The 18,353-nt window shown below is 34.9% G+C and carries 19 protein-coding genes and 2 tRNA genes; 4 read left to right on the top strand and 17 right to left on the bottom strand.

Going from position 1 to position 18,353, the window contains the following annotated elements; genetic code table 11:
* Positions 1-109 precede the first annotated feature (109 nt).
* The 5 genes from NHG98_RS00525 to rseP are packed head-to-tail and all read right to left on the bottom strand — an operon-like array spanning position 110 to position 7,512.
* Complete coding sequence (locus NHG98_RS00525) at positions 110-3,010, bottom strand: FAD-dependent oxidoreductase (protein WP_096616093.1); 2,901 nt, start codon at positions 3,008-3,010, stop codon at positions 110-112.
* Positions 3,011-3,055: 45 nt separating this feature from the next.
* Positions 3,056-3,487: a 3-hydroxyacyl-ACP dehydratase FabZ gene (fabZ, locus tag NHG98_RS00520; protein ID WP_065094742.1), complete on the bottom strand. Its 432-nt coding sequence runs from the start codon at positions 3,485-3,487 to the stop codon at positions 3,056-3,058.
* 4 nt (positions 3,488-3,491) lie between these two features.
* Positions 3,492-4,043: an OmpH/Skp family outer membrane protein gene (locus NHG98_RS00515; RefSeq protein ID WP_096616091.1), complete on the bottom strand. Its 552-nt coding sequence runs from the start codon at positions 4,041-4,043 to the stop codon at positions 3,492-3,494.
* Entirely contained in the window at positions 4,044-6,386 is a 2,343-nt protein-coding gene (bamA, locus tag NHG98_RS00510) for an outer membrane protein assembly factor BamA (protein ID WP_096616129.1), read from the bottom strand.
* A 7-nt stretch (positions 6,387-6,393) separates the two neighbouring features.
* A complete protein-coding gene (rseP, locus tag NHG98_RS00505) occupies positions 6,394-7,512 on the bottom strand; it encodes an RIP metalloprotease RseP (protein ID WP_096616089.1) in 1,119 nt (372 codons plus the stop codon).
* A 100-nt stretch (positions 7,513-7,612) separates the two neighbouring features.
* On the opposite strand from rseP, the gene NHG98_RS00500 reads away from it, so the two are divergent.
* Complete coding sequence (locus tag NHG98_RS00500; protein ID WP_096616087.1) at positions 7,613-7,891, top strand: FAD assembly factor SdhE; 279 nt, start codon at positions 7,613-7,615, stop codon at positions 7,889-7,891.
* Here the strand turns inward: NHG98_RS00500 and NHG98_RS00495 are convergent.
* From NHG98_RS00495 to NHG98_RS00485, 3 genes are all read right to left on the bottom strand, one after another.
* Positions 7,866-8,192: a cell division protein ZapA gene (locus NHG98_RS00495; RefSeq protein ID WP_096616085.1), complete on the bottom strand. Its 327-nt coding sequence runs from the start codon at positions 8,190-8,192 to the stop codon at positions 7,866-7,868. The genes NHG98_RS00500 and NHG98_RS00495 overlap by 26 nt on opposite strands.
* Positions 8,193-8,264: 72 nt before the next feature.
* Positions 8,265-8,543 (bottom strand): HU family DNA-binding protein, encoded by a 279-nt coding sequence (locus NHG98_RS00490; RefSeq protein ID WP_096616083.1) that lies wholly within the window; start codon positions 8,541-8,543, stop codon positions 8,265-8,267.
* 29 nt (positions 8,544-8,572) lie between these two features.
* Positions 8,573-10,225, bottom strand: a complete 1,653-nt coding sequence (locus NHG98_RS00485) for a 30S ribosomal protein S1 (protein WP_096616081.1) — start codon at positions 10,223-10,225, stop codon at positions 8,573-8,575.
* Between the two features lie 147 nt (positions 10,226-10,372).
* On the opposite strand from NHG98_RS00485, the gene trmB reads away from it, so the two are divergent.
* Positions 10,373-11,020, top strand: a complete 648-nt coding sequence (gene trmB, locus NHG98_RS00480; RefSeq protein WP_096616079.1) for a tRNA (guanosine(46)-N7)-methyltransferase TrmB — start codon at positions 10,373-10,375, stop codon at positions 11,018-11,020.
* Between the two features lie 114 nt (positions 11,021-11,134).
* On the opposite strand, the gene NHG98_RS00475 is transcribed toward trmB, so the two are convergent.
* From NHG98_RS00475 to NHG98_RS00435, 9 genes are all read right to left on the bottom strand, one after another.
* On the bottom strand, positions 11,135-11,302 hold the full coding sequence (locus NHG98_RS00475; protein WP_259245426.1) for a hypothetical protein: 168 nt from the start codon (positions 11,300-11,302) through the stop codon (positions 11,135-11,137).
* A gap of 448 nt (positions 11,303-11,750) precedes the next feature.
* Positions 11,751-12,506: a putative folate metabolism gamma-glutamate ligase gene (locus NHG98_RS00470; protein WP_096617617.1), complete on the bottom strand. Its 756-nt coding sequence runs from the start codon at positions 12,504-12,506 to the stop codon at positions 11,751-11,753.
* A 76-nt stretch (positions 12,507-12,582) separates the two neighbouring features.
* Entirely contained in the window at positions 12,583-13,095 is a 513-nt protein-coding gene (locus NHG98_RS00465) for a dihydrofolate reductase (protein ID WP_096617615.1), read from the bottom strand.
* A complete protein-coding gene (folP, locus tag NHG98_RS00460) occupies positions 13,092-14,381 on the bottom strand; it encodes a dihydropteroate synthase (protein WP_096676704.1) in 1,290 nt (429 codons plus the stop codon). The genes NHG98_RS00465 and folP overlap by 4 nt, the downstream gene beginning before the upstream one ends.
* On the bottom strand, positions 14,378-14,761 hold the full coding sequence (locus tag NHG98_RS00455) for a dihydroneopterin aldolase (protein WP_096617260.1): 384 nt from the start codon (positions 14,759-14,761) through the stop codon (positions 14,378-14,380). The genes folP and NHG98_RS00455 overlap by 4 nt, the downstream gene beginning before the upstream one ends.
* 31 nt (positions 14,762-14,792) lie before the next feature.
* Positions 14,793-15,443 (bottom strand): CADD family putative folate metabolism protein, encoded by a 651-nt coding sequence (locus NHG98_RS00450; RefSeq protein ID WP_096617258.1) that lies wholly within the window; start codon positions 15,441-15,443, stop codon positions 14,793-14,795.
* Between the two features lie 78 nt (positions 15,444-15,521).
* Positions 15,522-15,598 (bottom strand) — tRNA-Met (locus NHG98_RS00445).
* A gap of 42 nt (positions 15,599-15,640) precedes the next feature.
* Positions 15,641-15,964 carry a thioredoxin gene (gene trxA / locus NHG98_RS00440; protein ID WP_096617256.1) on the bottom strand — a complete coding sequence of 108 codons (324 nt, stop codon included), beginning with the start codon at positions 15,962-15,964 and terminating at the stop codon, positions 15,641-15,643.
* A 114-nt stretch (positions 15,965-16,078) separates the two neighbouring features.
* Positions 16,079-16,699: a ribonuclease D gene (locus NHG98_RS00435; RefSeq protein WP_096617254.1), complete on the bottom strand. Its 621-nt coding sequence runs from the start codon at positions 16,697-16,699 to the stop codon at positions 16,079-16,081.
* A 180-nt stretch (positions 16,700-16,879) separates the two neighbouring features.
* On the opposite strand from NHG98_RS00435, the gene NHG98_RS00430 reads away from it, so the two are divergent.
* Both NHG98_RS00430 and recR read left to right on the top strand, forming a co-directional pair.
* Positions 16,880-16,952 (top strand) — tRNA-Gly (locus NHG98_RS00430).
* 800 nt (positions 16,953-17,752) lie between these two features.
* Positions 17,753-18,352, top strand: a complete 600-nt coding sequence (gene recR, locus NHG98_RS00425; protein WP_410543660.1) for a recombination mediator RecR — start codon at positions 17,753-17,755, stop codon at positions 18,350-18,352.
* Position 18,353 lies beyond the last annotated feature (1 nt).

Raw genomic sequence — 18,353 nt, 5'->3', positions numbered from 1 at the left:
TAATTCACAATGCTACACTCGTGCATAATTTATTTTTAATTTGTGCACGAGCGTTAGTAAATTATTTACCTTTTGAAATAAAATTTGGCAATCATTTTAATATCCAGACCTAGTAGACTTCAGTAGAGCATCCAGTTGGACCCATAAGAATTATTTGCTCGCCTTCTCTTAAGTGTCTGCATAAATTAGTGGAGCCGCCGATTTCCAGCACAATAGTGGAAATAATTCCTTTTTTTTTGTCTACTTCAGTGCCGGTTACGGCTATACCTTCCATAGCAAGGTTTGTATTATTGGCTTTTCTGCCATTGGTTTCAAAATTTTGCAACCTAAAGAATTGTCCAGGTTTAAAATTCTTTGCCGCAAGTGGTGCTTTGATCACTATTTCCACAACTTTGTCTGTTAAATATTGAACTTTTATAACCTTTGCAGTGAATTGCTCTTTGATTCTATTAAAGAATTCTTTATTAGCCAGGTCTTCAACACTTGACCACGCATTTTTTTTCTGGCCCACAACATCACACACTGGAATGACAGAAACGAAGCTATTAACTCCACTCAAAAGCTGAGAAATAATAGGATAACCATTCTTAGCGCTTGCCATAGCTTTCACGACGCTGCCGCTATACGAAGGATGAAGATCACCAAAAAAGCTAATTGTTTTATTGCCTTGCTTATATACTAATATCCTGTCTTTATTCTGCATCTTAGGGGAAAATATTGGATCTATTTCTTTTCCTGATGAATTCAAATGAGTAAAATACCCATTGCTTAATTTAAAATGCTTTTTATCTTCTGTTGCAATAACTGTATTTGGCTCAGTACCTGCTGCTATAAAAATAGAACGTGCTTTCATACATTTGATTTTGCCGGATTTTGTGTCTATTAGTTTTATTGACTCAGCATGGTTATATTTATCTGTCACAACTTCAACTGGCTCTAAGTTTTCAATAAAGTAAATCCCTTCTGATAATGCGTTTTGCACCTCCTCGCCATTTAATCGATAACTTGGCGAGTCTTTCAGCTCTTTTCTATATATAACTTTCACTCCCCCAAGACTCTGCATTAACTCTAATGTTTTTATTTCTCTACTCTCTTTTTTTGCTAATTCTTGCTCTGCTTGGATCAATTTTGCGTGCGATATGAGTTCATTCGCAATTTCGTGCTCTTCTTCTGTCCAATCTTTTTCAACACAGTCCTTTCCATACTTATCAACTAATATCTCATAACGAAGAAGAAATTTTTCTACTTGAATTGGATAATACGCTAAAGCTTCAGTGGCAGTGTCAATCGCAGTAAGCCCAGCCCCTATTACAACTATCGGCATACGAACTTGCAGATTTGCTATAGAATCAAATTTAAGAGCGCCAGTCAGTTGTAACGACATAAGAAAGTCAGATGCCATACGCACTCCACGAGCTAGTATATTCTTTATTTTGATCATTCGTGGCTTGCCAGAGCCAAGTGCTAGGGCGATGTGATCAAAACCCGAGTTGAACGCGTCATCAACATTAATCGTGCCACCAAAACGAATGCCTCCATAAAGTGCGAAATGTTCACGTCTTTCCAGCAGTAATCTAATAATCTTTAAGTAATTCTTATCCCACCGAGAAGTAATACCATATTCTGCCACCCCACCAAACCCTCCTGCCATGCGTTCACTCAATTTTTCGTGTTTGAAATCTTTAATTAGCTGGAAATTATTGATCAAAGGTTCAATCTTTAGTCCATCAATGGCGATAACGTTATGCCCATCATTCAACAAATGATGAGCTAAATTAAAACCAGCAGGACCAAGGCCTACAACTAGAACGTTTTTTCCGGTGTTTTCTCTTGGCAATGAACGCTGAAAATTTAAAGGACTCCAACGGCTGAGCAGAGAATATATTTCAAATCCGTACGGTAAACTGAGCACATCATCTAGAATCCTTGTTTCAATTGCTGGCACATTTACGGGTTCTTGTTTCTGATATATGCACGAGTTCATGCAGTCATTGCATATTCTGTGCCCAGTAGCCGCACATAATGGGTTATCTATCATCACAATTGCAAGGCTTGCTATGCTGTAACCTTCGCTTTTCACCAGATTCATTTCCGATATTTTCTGTTCTAGTGGACAGCCATGCAGCTCAACTTTTAGTGGGGACTGTTTAAAAGTATTGTCGTTATTAATTAGCCCCTTTGAGCAGCTGTCCTTATTTTGCTTATGACAGAATATGCAGTAGTGAGCGTTATCTAATGCTTTATTCAAACTCACCTTTTTGCTTGTTAGATCAAAACCATATCGTCTTTTTACTTCATTTGAATACAGCACTTCAGCTTTGTCTACTTCTTTTTTAGAAAATGGTATGAGGTTTTCGTGGTCGATTTTTTTATGAATACTGAATAATATACTCTGTTTATTTTTTACTCTCCACACTGCATATTGTGCCGCAAGTTCTATTTCTTCTTTGTGATTTTCTTTATCTTCAAACCAACGCATCACCTGCTCGGCAAAATTTTTTTCTGTTGTTGGCAAAGTGAGAAAATGACTTAGCTTGTTAGTAATATCTATATTCGCCACATTAATGTATTTCTTCAATGCGTAGCGTTGGACAAATAACCTTTTGCATTTATATATCACAGCAAAGTCATTATGTTTTTTCTTTAGCTCTTCTATTTCTTTTTTAATGTTGAAAAGTTTTGCAATAAATTCATCAAGTAAGTACGAAAGGTCTATAATGAGCTGGCTACCACGATCATCTGTCATCCAAGTAGCTGACACTGGAATCCGTCCTTCTTGTTTTCTAGATCCCAGTGTCGAGCACTGGGATGACGGGGGGTGACACTGGGATGACGGGGGATGGAACTGAGATGACATCGAAGAAGAAGCTGCTTTTTCTCTTGCTTCAATTAATGAACAAAACAAGCTCTCATCACATGATTTGATATAATTCAAAAATGCCTCATCTAATTTTATTAATCCATCACGAGTATATAGATTCGAAAATGAGATTTTGAAATTCAGCTTCATTGCTATACTATAAAGTGTACATGCTGTTTCTTACAGATGAAGATCTTATTTATTTTGCAGTACTGCTGAGATTGTTGCTTCTGCAACTTTTTCTTCGCTAACAGATGCAATACACCTAAATTTGTGTACACCTAAACACACACTTTGAATGTTAGCTTGAAGAATCAATGTGTCCCCTGGAGTAACTAGCTTTCTGAATTTTGCATTTTCAATGGATCTCAAGTAAACAACTTTATTTTCTATTGTTTCTTTACCAAGAACACATATAGCAGATGCTTGAGCTAGAGATTCAATTATCAAGACTCCTGGCATTATTGGATGACCAGGAAAATGACCAATAAAAAATGGTTCATTGAAAGTCACATTTTTGATTGCTTTTATACTTTTGCCAGGGTCGCATTCTATAACCCTATCTACTAAGAGGAACGGATAAGAATGTGGTAATATTTTTATAATATCACTGATATTAAATTGCATAAGTCTATTCAATGCCTTTTAAAGCAAATTCAGGTATTTCCTTGTTTATATTGTTTAATACCATATCCGATAAATCAACTTTATCCATAGAGTATAAAACTTGGTTCTTTTTTGAAATAAATAGTACCAAATCTATGTTGTCTTTTTCTGCCGTTTTTTTAGCAACTTCTTTTATCTTATTAAAAACACTCTCTACTGCATCTCTATAACTTTCTTCTAAATACAACATTTTTTTAGCGTAAGCATCTCTAGCATTTACAGTATGCTTATTAAACTGTTCTGTCTTTTCCTTTTTTGCTTCTTCTGACAAAAGTTCAAATTCTTCTTTTGATGGCTTAAGTTTTTCTAACTCACTTTCAAATTCTTGTTGTAATCTAGAATTCTGCTCCTTTATTTGTTGTTGTATATTTTGCAGAGCAAGAGATTCATTGATGACTTTGTCACTATCGATAATTGCAGCCTTTGTGTTCTGAGGTTGATATCCTGCAAACTTATACCCCACAAATAAGGAAATAATTAAGGCAATAACTGATATAAATAACTGTATATATTTCATTCAAATCCCCGCTTCAATAGAAAATTTAACATTTGGTGATGGTATTATATCATAAGATTCCTTTACTAAAGGAAACCCAAAATCTAATCTAAGTCTACCAAAAGGAGAAGGCATTGAAAAGCCAAAACCTGGTGACACTCTTATAAGCTTACTATCATTATATGGATCTTTATCTTTATATTTCTCATTTTTATCATCTAAGCCAAAAAGTGTTGCATAGTCAACAAATAATGAGCTTTTGATACCAGCATAGTCATATAGTTTTGGTAGTGGGAAATCTACTTGCTGTGTTAAATTAAAATAAGTTTTGCCTCCTAACGAGCTTTTATTGTTGTCTATTGCTCTTGGTCCTATACCAGAAAGATCAAACCCTCTAATCTCATTACCCCCTTTAAAAAAGTGCTGGCCAATGTTTAAATCTTCATCGGTATAAGAAAAAATATGACCTGCCGCTATCTTAAAGCGTAGTATTATGCTATCGTCAATTTTACTTAATATAGGATGCGTGTAAAAAGACAAGAACTCAGATTTTAGGAAGTTTACATTCCCTCCCAATCCTGAAATATCCTGACTTATACGCAATAAATATCCTTCTTTTGGAGCATAAAGATTATCCAGTTTATTATATGCCAATGTGTATCCTACTGATGAAATCTGATGTTCACCTTCTTGCCCCTTTATTATATCAGAGATGTCATTGTCTTTTCCTCCCTTATTATCCATGTGTATACGGTTATACTTGTAAGAGTAGCGAATAGAACTAGTTAAGTTTTCTATAACTTTGTATGATAATTTTGTTGAAAATCCCATGTCACAACTGTCGAAGCTAGTGTGTGGTTTATCTTGTTTTTCATAAAATACACCCACACCTAGTGATGTATCAGAATCGTTAAAATTATTTTCAACAACCTCTACATTAGTAGAAAGTGAATATTTATTTTTCTCAAGAGCAAAAGAGAGCTCTTTACCACTACCAAATAAATTACGATCTGTGAAATCAGTTTTTACAAATGCTCCGCCAGGAAAGGACATACCTCCTGCTAAAGATAATGAGGCAGTTCTTTTTTCTTTAACATTTAAGTCAAGATTTACTGCATTGTCATTAACTGCATAACTATTTACTTTTACTGTTTCAAAAAAATCACTACTCATTAGTTTTTTACGTGATTTTTGAATCTCAGATATATTGTACGCATCACCTTCTGCTATACTTAGCTTACTTCTGATCACCTTATCTAAAGTGCGATCATTACCATCAATTGTAATTTGATTTATATAAATCTTTTTACCCGGCAGCACTTTGTAAGTTACATCCACAACATTGTCAAGTTGTGCATACTCTGGATTAACTTTTGCAAATATATATCCTTTCTCATTTAAATACTTGTTTATTTTTTCTACTGTATTATTAATTTTAACTCTATTAAATATCTTATCGTTTTCCTCTGTTATAAAGTCCAATATTTCTTTTTTTAGGCTCAAATCCTGAATTTCAGTTTCAATATTAACCTCATTATTTCCAAACAAATATTGCTGTCCTTCGTCAATCAAAAAAGTCAATTCTATCTGATTGTTATTATCAACCTCAACAATTGGTTGAATATTATTTTGAATATATCCCTTAGACGAATAAAAACGATCGAGCAATTCTGTGTTAATCAATAAATGCTGTGGTGAATAATGATTTCCGCCTTTAAAAATGGCTCTAAATAACTTACTCAATATATCGTTACTATGTCTTTTGATAACTTGCTCTAGCTCATTTTCGGAAAAGCTTTTGTTGCCTATAAATCTTATATCCTTAATTTTAGAGGTTTTACCTTCTTTTATTTTAAAAATTAGATTGACCCTATTACTATCAAGCTTATTCAGCTCATATGCAACGTTAACACCAACCTTACCGTTATTTCTATAAGCAGTGATTAAATTCATTAAATCGTTTTGCAATTTTGTTTCAGTGAAAATAGTTAGCGATTTTGACTGAATTACATTATTTAGCAGCTCTTTGCTGTTAAATAACTTATTACCCTTTAATATTACCTTGTTAATTAGTGGATTTTCTTGAATTTTTACTACCAAATTTTTTTTATCATCGATATAAGCGTTAACACTAGCAAACAATTTTGTTTTATATAAACCTTTTATAATCGAATCTATATCATCGTCGTCTACATAGCTACCAGGTTCTAACTTTATATAAAACCCTATTGTTTGATTGCTTACTCGCTCATTGCCAATGCATTTGATATCTCTTATCTGTACTTTTTCCTTATTTTCTAAAGCAACAAGTAGAGCGGGAAAGGAGATAAAAATTACTATTAGTATGTAAAATAGCTTTTTCATATTTATTTTAAAAAAGACTCCTAATATCATTCGAAATTGCAATTGCCATCAGCAAGAACAAAATGAAAGCACCAAAGGTAGCCTCATATTTTTGATATTTCAAACTTAAATCTCTACGTATAACTGCTTCTATAATATAACGAAATAAATGCCCACCATCCAGTAGCGGAATTGGTAGCAAGTTAATCGCAGCTAAATTAGCTGAAATAATTGCCATGAGATACACAACCATAATAAATCCTTTTTTGGCTGATTGCCCTGAATATTTTGCAATTTTTATTGGTCCACCTATTTCACTTGCACTTCTCTTACCAACGATAATTTGAAAGATAGCTTTGATCGTTAAGCACATAGTGTGGTAAGTTTCACTGACTGATAAGCTCACAGCCCCAAGAAAAGATGACTGCTTTAATGTATTGACTGAAATAATCCCTATAGTTTCTCTTTCTATTACGTTGCCAAAAACATCTCTACTCTCAATTGTCAATGGAGTCAGGCTAGTTCTACGCTCCTCATTATTTCTGCTATATTTAATTTCCATTCTCGTCTTGGGGTTCGACATTATCACACGTGAAATATCTTCAAAGTATTTTATTTTATGCTCATTGATTTGTGTAATAGTGTCACCTGGTAATAGGCCAGCTTGTTTGGCTGCACTTCCTTCAATTACATCCCTAATCACCGGTGGAGTGCGGTAATAACCTGCCGTGCTAAAAAATATTGTAAAAGCTATAACAGCAAGTATCATATTTGCAAAAGGTCCTGCAAAAATCACTGCTGCTTTTTTATACCGCGGTTTTGTATGAAATGAATACAACTTTTCTTCTTCAGTTAATTCTTTTTGATCAGCTGGGACACTCGCTGCATTAGTATCCCCTAACATTTTAACATAACCACCCAATGGAACAGCGCTTAATTTCCATCTAGTTCCAGACTTATCGTTAAAACCAAAAATTTCAGGACCAAAACCTATAGAAAAAGATTCAACTTTAACTTTGCATGCTTTGGCAACAACATAATGCCCGTATTCATGCACAAACACTATAACAGAAATGATTAAGGCAAATGACAAAAAACAATATATTCCATTGCCAAACTGATGAATGAAATTCGAAATTAACTCCACCTGTGTATTTAGATCTTAAACAAATGTTAAGTATATTAAAACGCGCCTCACTTGACAAGTATTTAGTTTAACTTTTAAATTAAAAAAAAGTTTAATTGTAATGACAGATACCTCACTACTCAGAAGAAAATTGATGTATAGAAGCTGGCATAGGGGTTGCAAAGAAACCGATATACTTTTAGGGCATTTCGCATTGAAATATCTTGATAAATTTTCCTTGAGCGAACTAACCGAATACGAAAAAATAGTTGATCTTGATGATTACGAATTATATTGTTACATAACTCGTAAGACAAACCTCCCTCCTGGCTTAAATAGTCAGATAGTCAATTTAATTGCTTGCTTTATTGAAGCTAATCCTTTATGCACTCAAGATTAGTGATAATCTTATTTACCTTATCTAGTACCTCAATATATTCTATTCTTTTCTCGTTTCTATACTTTTCGCGCTCTTGATTTGCTTCATCCAACCGCTTTGTTAATTCTAAAATTTTATCCTCAAGAATTAGCGCTGCAAGTAAGAAATTTAATGCATCCGAACCCTTACCTCCAGTTTTTTGAGATACAGAACCAACTAGCTTGTCAAAACTATTAGCAAGACGTAATAAATGGCTCTTCTTCCCAGTTTCGCAAGATATTTTGTATGTGTTATTACGTATAACAATTTCTACTACTTGCATATGGTGCTAAAAATTTCTATCGTACAGTATAAACTCAAACCCCTACTTTCATCTTATTTATGGTATAAGTTTTTATTCATTTATCAAATCAGATAATTTTTTACTGCTACGAAAATATGTTTTAAAGTATTGATTCTTTGTAAACTTCTGTAACATTAAATAGCTTGTTTCTTTCAAGTTATAACTTCTAACTGAAAAAGAACCAAACCCCCTAATTTCAACTCTATTATGATGCTTCAATGTGCTTGAAAGTATCCCAAAAAATCTATCAACTATAGCTGCTATAACAATCTTATCTAAAAAAGGATGTCTTTTTGCTACCCTCGCTATTATATCAGACTTTGTTGCCATTTATATGAAGCCAAAACAAGTAAACCTTATCACTTAGCAGATAATACTATGTTATATTCTCCAACACCCAATACTTCAACTTCTATTTTTTCTGATATAGAGAACTTTTTATTTTCCGGCAAATGCTCTTGATCTATTAGAAGGGTTACATCGTTCTCAACTTCAACGACTAGTCCATTATCTTCTCTCTTACCTACAATAACCTGTATTTTATCGCCTACCTTAATTTTCTTTATCAGTTCTTCAAGAGGATCATACTTTATTTGTTTTATTCCAAGATAAATTCTTGCCCGATTCACGTTAGCCCTTATTACTTTTGCTTCTATTTTATCACCTACATTATACTTCTTTATCTCATCTGAGCTATTTTTAGACCAACTTAAATCTTTCACATATATTGTCCCTTCCACGTTCTCATCTATTTCAGAATCATTGAAAGCAATAGATACGTATGAGCCAGTATTATTCTTCACTTCACCAGAAACAATAGAACCAGGAGGATATTTCTTGATAAATACTTGCCAAGGGTTGTCTACACACCTTTTCATGCTTAAACTCATCCTACTCTTAGCAATGTCAATACTGAGAATTTTTACATATACTTCTTGTCCCCTTGTTACGAGACTACTAACTGGTAAATTACTCTTAACCCAAGTTATTTCTGACGAGTGCACTAAACCTTCAATTCCAGGTCTAAGCTCAACAAACAATCCATAATCTTCTATGCTTGTTACATAACCCTTATGCACACTATCAACTGGATATTTTGACTCTGCATCTTGCCAAGGGCTATCTTCTAGCTGCTTCACACCCAAGGAAATTTTAGCATTTTCCTTATCTATTTTTATGATTTTAACTTTTATAGTCTGGCCACAAGCAAAAACTGCAGATGGATGACTCACTCTACTCCAAGAGATATCTGTAATATGTAGCAATCCATCTATAACTCCCACTACATCTGATTCATGAATACCGACAAATACACCGTAATGAGTGATGCTTTTTATTTTTCCTTCTATTATATCGCCTTCATTTAAAGATTCTAAAAATTTAATTTTTTCACCAGCGTGCAATTTTTCTAACACCAGCTTTCTTGATACTACAATATTACCTTGCTTCTTATCCATTTTAAGCACGATGAACTTTTGTTCAGTTTCAATAAGGTGCTTCGCGTCTTTTACTTGCTTCAAATCCACATGACTCAGCGGTAAAAAAGCGCTTATTCCGTCACCAAGATCAACAATAAAACCACATTTAATTGAGCGTTTAATAACTCCGCTTACTTCAGCTCTTGTAACTGTATCTTCTTCCAACTTATTCCATTTCTCGTCTCTAATTGCTTTTTCACGGCTAAGAACAACATTACCATGATAATCTTCAATTCTTTCCACATAAACTCTAATTTTCGAGCCAATAATGATCTCATCATTACAACCGAGTTCCTTGATCAGAATTCTCCCGTCAGACTTTAAACCAATATCAACCACAACATCGTTAGGGTTTATTCTTGTAATTACACCTTCTACCACATCTCCTTCTTTAATTTTGTTAACAAAAGAATCTTCAAACAAGGCATTATCTTGATCCTCAAATTGGCTTTGACATATCTCTTCTATAAACTTGTTTGATGATAGCTTTCTGATAGTAACCGGTAGATTTATAACTGGATCATTATTATTCATGCAATGTGACCTTTAATTTAAACTTTATTAGAACTCATATATTATATAATATTAATAATTATTGACAAGTAATTTTTCGTTAATTCATTTCGAGAATTGTTTAAGCTATATAAAATATAGTAAGAAAATTATATATGTATCAAGAATATGTTATTTAAGAATAGCAAGTGGATTAGATCATTCTCCAGAAGGTCCAGGTTAAAACCGGATGTTGATGAAATATTGGAAAAATATTCTATTCAAAACAGCAAGGAATCTATAGAGAAGATTGTAAATTCACGAAAAAGAATATGGGTAGAAATAGGCTTTGGCAACGGTGAAAATATGCTTTACCAGGTGCTCAATGAACCTGATCTATTATTTATAGGATGTGAGCCCTACTTAAAGGGGGTTTCTCGCTTGCTAACAAACATAAAAATACAACACATAAAAAACATTTTAATATGGACAGAAGATGCAAGAGAATTGATTGCAAATTTTCCTGACAACAGTGTTGAAAGATTCTTTATCCTCTTTCCAGATCCATGGCCAAAAAGAAGTCACAATAAAAGACGATTAATTAATACGGAATTTTTAAATTTATTAGCAGAAAAAATACTTATAACAGGAGAAATATTCATTGCAACCGATCATCAGGACTATGCAGAGTGGATAGCATCACATATAAAGCAGTGTAACTCTTTGATCTATAGGGAAGACGATTTCACAAGTTATACTCTTACAAAATACCACAGAAGAGCGCTCAAAGATCAGCGTAAAGTGAGGTTCTTTAAAGTAAGTAAACTTCTTGCATAACCCAAAGTAAGTAGAAAAAGGTATCATCCAAGTAGCTGACACTGGTTCCTTTATGACGGCAGTGCCCAGACACTGGAATCCAGGAAAAAGAATGGTGTCATCCAAGTGCCCTGACTACTTGGATCCAGAAGACTTAATTTCAACCAAATAATAAAGGCTAGATCCCAGTGTCACGCACTGGGATGACAAGAAGAGGGCTACTCGGATGACAAAAAAGGAGCACTGGCATGACACCTGTAGCCCTACGTCATACCGCGATTCATTCGCGGTATCTCTTAACATAGATCCCGCTGCGGGATGACGGCAATCCTACGTCATACCGTCACGGTATCTCATCCGCTAACACATAGCGGGATGACGGTTGTCGTTTAGTTACAAACATTAAGAAATTTACCAAATAAAAAAAAAGGCAAAAGAAGCCCCGTGGTGCGAGTTTTGACTCTATATTACTGTAAGTGGCGCTGTAATAATGTGCTGACGCTTAGTTTAAGCGCGATTTGGCTGAATGTAGAAAAAATAAAAAAGACATGCAGCTGCTATAATTTTATGTAATCCGCCAATAAATACTCTGAGTTTTTTACTGAATTTTGTCATTGAGCCTGCAGGTCAAAAACAAGTTTTGAGTGATAAATACCCTTACTGTCATAATAAGAGGGCTGGCGGAGCTTGTCAAGTAGGTTTTTTCGTTTCTATTTCCAAGAAAAGTTCGTTATATGGTTATGCAAGAAGTCTAATAGCAAATTTTTAAGTTCCTCTTTAACCAACGGGCTCCCATGAGGAGGGGAGAGTAAAGATCCTTTTTCATAGATATCTTAACACTTTTTTCTTCTTTTGTAGTTGGCGGACGAGTAAGAAAGTGAACCTTTGGTGCACCACTAATTATTGCCATTGGTGTTTGCTCTGCCCCTTCTCCCATAACTAAAACAGCAGATGTTGCCAGTGCATCAAGAAGATTGACTTGTGTTACTTGCAGTGATTGATTATAAAGATCTGGCTTGCCTATATAGGAATAAAGTGGTTCAAATCCACACCAACCAAGAGCAACGCCCGTAACCCCACGACGCATAGGTGTTACATTACTATCTGTAATCAAAATACCAAGATGTTTTATGCAGTGTTTTGTCTTGAGATAGTTCCATATTGATAGAGCTGTTTTTTGAACATCTTTTGGATATAGAATATACACCTCATTACCATTTGATTCATCAATACCAGCAGATGGAATTAAGATATTATCTTTAATCGTTAAACAGATACTATAAGGATTGTGGTCCACATCAACAATTGCATCAGCTTCTCTTTTGATTAGCTCTTCTTTAGAACAAGAAGTTTTGCAAACTACTTGTTTTTGACAAACGGAAATGATTTTCGATGTGATAGCAAGAACAACTTCCTCTCTTAGCAACTCTGAAACATAGCGATCAAGAACCTGCTCTAATACTTCTCCACATTCAATGCGGTGGGTATAAATTGCTTTAACATACATACTATTACATCAAAAAGTTTCTCATAAAAGCCCTCTTGCTTGTTGTTTCAGTTGGCATAATTTACAATTAAGAGACTTAATGAGCTTCACAATTTTTTCTTCCATCTTTATCACGTGTTAACCTACATATAGTATAATCTTTTGTTTTAGCAAGAGCGGTTTTATACCATCCATCAAGAAGTGTTAAGTTGAAATATACATCACCTTTATAAAATCTGTGAATTTCTGTTATGATAAACTCTGAAATTAGATCATACTCCAAAAAAAGGTGCGCTATTTGTGCTCCACCAACCACAAAGATTTGAGGGTAACTCCAATTACCTTGGATTGACAAGAACTCTTGCATAGAAGAAACAATAGTGCATTCTATGCCTTTATTAAAACAAGGACTTAATTTGTTACGAGAAAAAACAATAGGCTTTAATATGTTTTGTGGTATTGTTTCAAATGTTTTTCTTCCCATAACAATAACTTGCCCGTAAGTCACCTTACGAAAGTGATCTAACTCACTTGGATAACGCCAGGGCAATCCATTATTTATTCCAATCACCCCCTTGGGATCAACAGCCATAATTCCGATAATCTTCATTCCTGTAAAGCAGCTTGAGCTACAAAAAATCGCATGTGATCACACACATTATGCACTCGAAGAAAATCAACCTTATTGTGCAGTACAGATGATAAAGCAATTGTTTCTAAATCTCGGTTAAAGACAGGTTCTGTAGAAAAAGAAGAAATAAATGACTTTCTAGAATGACCAACCAGAACTTTGCAGCCAAAACTTTGCAATGCTTCTATATTGCGTAAAAGCCAGATATTTTGATATAGAGATTTTCCAAAACCAATACCAGGATCAATAATTATTGAACTTTGATCAAAACCTAGAGCTAGTAATCTATTAATATTCCTTTCTGCCCAATGATTTATGGTACTAGTGTCATCTGGAATAATGTTATCCTTATGTGGTGGTATGGAGAGCGAATGCATAATAACGATGCTACATCCACTGCTAGCAACTGCTTTTAAGGTATTATCATCTAGATCTCCCTTCTGATCGTTTACCCAGGTAATTTTGTAGTGTTTTAAAACATTCAAAATAACATCTGGCCAGAAACTATCAATGCTAACTTTAATATCGCCAGCTTTCATATAATCGCTAAGATTATCAAGTACTGGCTTTAGACGTGCATACTCTTCCTCTGGGATCTGCATTAAAGATCCAGGTCTTGTTGATTGAGCACCAAGATCAACTATACTTGCACCGTCTGATACCAGTTGCAGTGCCTGCTTGGTTGCTTGATCTGCATCATAATAAAGACCACCATCTGAAAATGAATCAGGAGTAATATTGACAATACCTACAAGCTCTGGTGAAAGCGTAAAACTCTTTAAAAAACAATCTTGAATGTTAGGGATATCATAAGCAACAGTACCGAACGTCTTGTTGATTATTGGAGTATTATCCATAGGGTTCAGCATTGCCATCAAGTGAAGCAAAAATGGTCTGTTTATCAATTCTGGGTGAGGAATTCTAAGGTAGGGTGTATCGAGCGTTAGATCATCCCATAACAAAATATCCAAATCAATAACGCGAGGTGCCCACTTTTCATAGACCTGCAGGCGGCCAATATCACACTCAATTTGTTTTAGGCCTTTTAATAGCTCTTCGGGAGAAGAAGAACAACTTCCATAGACAATCATGTTGAAAAATGGCTTATCCCACCCAGATGGAGCACCATCTGGTAAAATTGCCTTAGTTTCTAGAATGATCGAAGATTTTAAATCTTTAAAATAGCGTTCCTTTAGTAACTGAGCAGCCCTTTGTAAATGGGAAAAGCGATTTCCTATATTTGAGCCAACAGAAATGTAAATCATTCTTGCAACGCATTACGATAAGTAAAGAAAACACCTCCATGCACACTGGGGACAGGTGGTGCAACTTTGTGAATAGTTACGCCTATAGAAGAAATAATATGCTTTTTTTGCATCACAAAGTTATTAATGGTCCTGTATATATCATGAGTTAAATGCTCGATTAAGTTGAATTGCTTGCTTTGAACGAGAGATTGAATACTCTGAACTACCTCCAAGTAGCATATAGTATCCTCAAGCCGGTCAGTTGTAAGTCCTAAAGGGGGGGATTTAAAGGTAAAATCAATATTAACACTAACTAATTGAGAATGAAACTTCTCTTCTGCACTACATCCTAAATGAACCCAAAGCCGCAGGTCAGATATAAGAAAATTACATTGCATTTTAATATCACTGAGTTTAATCTACTTACAATTAATGACACACACTAGCGTTCATCATCCCGTCAAGAAAACCCCACAAGAGTTTTGCTCCTTTTTTAGCGCCTTGCATGGCTTTCTCTTGCTCTTCTTCGCTTAAGTCTGCAATAAGATTTGCACATTCCTCAGAATGCCATTCATCAGCATGCATATGAACTATAAAAAATTGAAGAGAACGCTCATCACTTATTGAATAGTGTTTTTTTAAACCTTCAATTTTAGACTTAGAAACCTCTGGAGTTTGACGTTCATAAGCATAAAGTGCACCCAAACCGGAAGCAAAGTCTGATCGTATAATATCAAAGTAACCATCAACTAACTTCTGTGTCTCTTTAATCTGTGCATTCTTACGGAGATCAACACCAAGCCCTTCAGCAAAAGGTTTCCATAACTCTGGGTGATTTTCATCACCTTGTTCTTCTTCTATCAAATTACCAAGCAAAACCTGTCGCATTTTTAGATCTGGGCACAGAAAATGTATACCACTGATATAACGAGGAAACGCAGCAACGTGGTGATAATATTCTTTAGCGTAGGTTTGTAAAGCTTGCAAGCTTAAGCTTCCTGTATTCCATGATTGGTAGAATGGATGATTTAGTAAGCGCAACTCATCTAACTTATTATTCAAAGATTTAGTAAATTCCATTATTTCCTTTATTATATCAACATATAATTCATATACTATAGTTTTCTCATTGTTACGATCATGCTAAGATCAACACAATGGTGGGATTGGTAGGACTCGAACCTACGACCACTTCGTTATGAGCGAAATGCTCTAACCGACTGAGCTACAATCCCTTTTATCAATATTTATAATACACACAAAAGCAAATTTGTCTATTAGCTTATTTCACTATCAACCCAACTTAACAAATCATTTGTTGCACCAATTTTGCGTGCAATTTCCTTACCATCTTGAAATATGATTAAAGTAGGTATAGATTGCACTCCATACCTACTTGGCACTTCAGTCCCTTCATCTATGTCGAACTTGCAGATCTTAATCTTGCCTTTTCTGTCTTTAGCCAACTGTTCAATACGCGGCATTAGACTTTTACATGGCCCACACCATTCTGCCCAAAAGTCTATCAGAACAAACCCTTTATAGTCAGTGACTTCAGATTTGAAACTTTGATCATTTACCAATGTAATATCATCACTCATAAAATACCTAAATTTTTGTAAAATATAGCGCATCAATCAACAGTTAATCAACCAAATTCTTCTGAAAAATTGCCCTAAAGTGTCTTGCACAAACAAAAAACTTCTCACAAATGGTTATATCTGATGATTAAAGATATCCACGTTTTCCCAACCCATTAAGTCTAACTCAATGCGAGTAGGAAGAAATTCAAAGCACTTTTGGGCCAATTCTTTTCTATTTTCACGTTCCAACATTAAATCTAGCTTTTCCTTTATCTTATGGAGATACAAAACATCAGATGCAGCATAACTTTTTTGTTTGTCTGTCAAATTTTCATTTCCCCAATCAGAAGATTGCTGTTGCTTATTTAATTTGGTGTCAAGTAGTTCTAAGCACAATTCTTTTAAGCTATGATTATTTGTGTAAGTGCGAACTAACCGTGAAGCTATTTTCGTGCAATAGCATGGAAGTGCCCAAGTTTTCAAGTAATAATGTATTATGCTCAGATCAAATCGCGCGAAGTGAAATATTTTAGTTATATTTTTATCCTCTAATATTTTTCTCAAATTTGGCGCTGTGTAATCGTTCTTGAGTTGAACTAAGTGAACGTTGCCATCATTAAAAGAGAGCTGCACAAGGCATAATCTATCTCTGCTATGAAGTAACCCCATTGCCTCGGTATCAACAGCTATAGACCTTATATCATCTAGTATTGAACTAGCTGGCAAGTCGTCTTTATATAAAAATATTTCCATAAAACTAATACATTTTTTGGCACAATTGAAAATCCATGATAATCAAAAACGAGCCTTAAGTACACGAAAAGATCATAGAAGGAACCATGCAAACTTATGGGCTCTCACATTTTTCGTGTACACGGGGTTTACAAATCGCTGTATATGCCTATAATTAAGTAAATTTAGGTTAATTTAATTGCGGGAGTAGCTCAGTTGGTAGAGCGCAACCTTGCCAAGGTTGAGGTCGAGGGTTCGAACCCCTTCTCCCGCTCTTTACTTTCAAAATCATTTCGTCAAAAATCCCTTGACAAGCCTAGCCAGCCCCCTTATTATGATAATAAGGGTATTTATGACTCAAAACTTGTTTTTGATCTGCGCAGGTTCAACAACAAAAATTCAGTAAAAAACTCAGAGTATTTATTGGCGGATTACATAAAATTATAGCGGCTGCATGTCTTTTTTATTTTTTCTACATTCAGCCAAATCGCGCTTAAACTAAGCGTCAGCACATTATTACAGCGCCACTTACAGTAATATAGAGTCAAAACTCGCACCACGGGGCTTCTTTTGCCTTTTTTTTCATTTGGTAAATTTCTTAAACATTTATAGCTAAACGACAACCGTCATCCCTGTAAAGGTCAAGTATCCCGCTGCGTGTTAGCGGATGAGATACCGCGAATGAATCGCGGTATGACGGTTCGTGGCGGTATAGCAATTCGTCATCCCGCAGCGGGATCTCTTGTTAGCGGATGAGATACCGTGACGGTATGACGGTCTGAGGCGGAATGACGGTTCGTGGCGGTATGAAGGTTAAGCAATTCGTCATCCCGCTGCTTGTTAGCGGGATCTAGAGATACTGTGGCGGTATAGCTATACCTTTTTTCTACTTAGTTTTGTTTATGCAAGAAGTCTATTATAATCAGGCTTTAAGTGTGCGGAAGTAATTTTTTGCATTAGAGTAAAAAATTTTTTCTATAGCTAATCAAAGTGGATCAAGAGAAACTTACCACTTTCTTTACAAAGGGTTTGATGTTACCATTTGATGAACTATTCTGAATTTATTGAATGAACATTAACATAAAGAATCTAGTTCATGCTTTTTCTAAATTGCCAAGTTTAGGACCATCATCATCACGCAGGTTGGTTATACATTTACTCCAAAACAAAGAGAAAGTTATGCTACCACTTGTATCTTTGATTAAAGAGCTAGCAGATCTTATAGTAGAATGTGAGATTTGCGGAAATCTAGATAATAAGTCACCTTGTTCTATTTGTACTAACCCAAAACGTGACACTAAGTTACTGTGTGTAGTAGAAGAATTAGGTGATCTATGGGCGTTTGAAAAAGGAAATATATATTCAGGTTTATACCATGTTTTGGGGGGTAGATTGTCTGCGATAAATGGCATAGGTCCAAAAGAACTTAACCTTGATACTATTCTGGAAAGAGTGACAAAATCTAAAGTTGAAGAGATAATTATTGCAATTAATCCGACATTAGAAGGTCAAGTTACTGCACAATATATAATTGAATTGCTAAAAAATTTGGATGTGAAAATATCACGTCTTGCTTGCGGCATACCAATGGGCGGAGAAATTGACTATCTAGATGAAGGAACGTTAAAAGCAGCCCTCACTTCAAGACAAGAATATGAGTTAAATATAAAATAAG

The organism is Wolbachia endosymbiont of Aedes albopictus (assembly GCF_024804185.1).
GTDB classification, from domain to species: Bacteria; Pseudomonadota; Alphaproteobacteria; order Rickettsiales; family Anaplasmataceae; genus Wolbachia; species Wolbachia pipientis_B.
The sequence above is the reverse complement of the archived record's forward strand: the minus strand, read 5'-3'. Positions and strand labels throughout refer to the sequence as shown.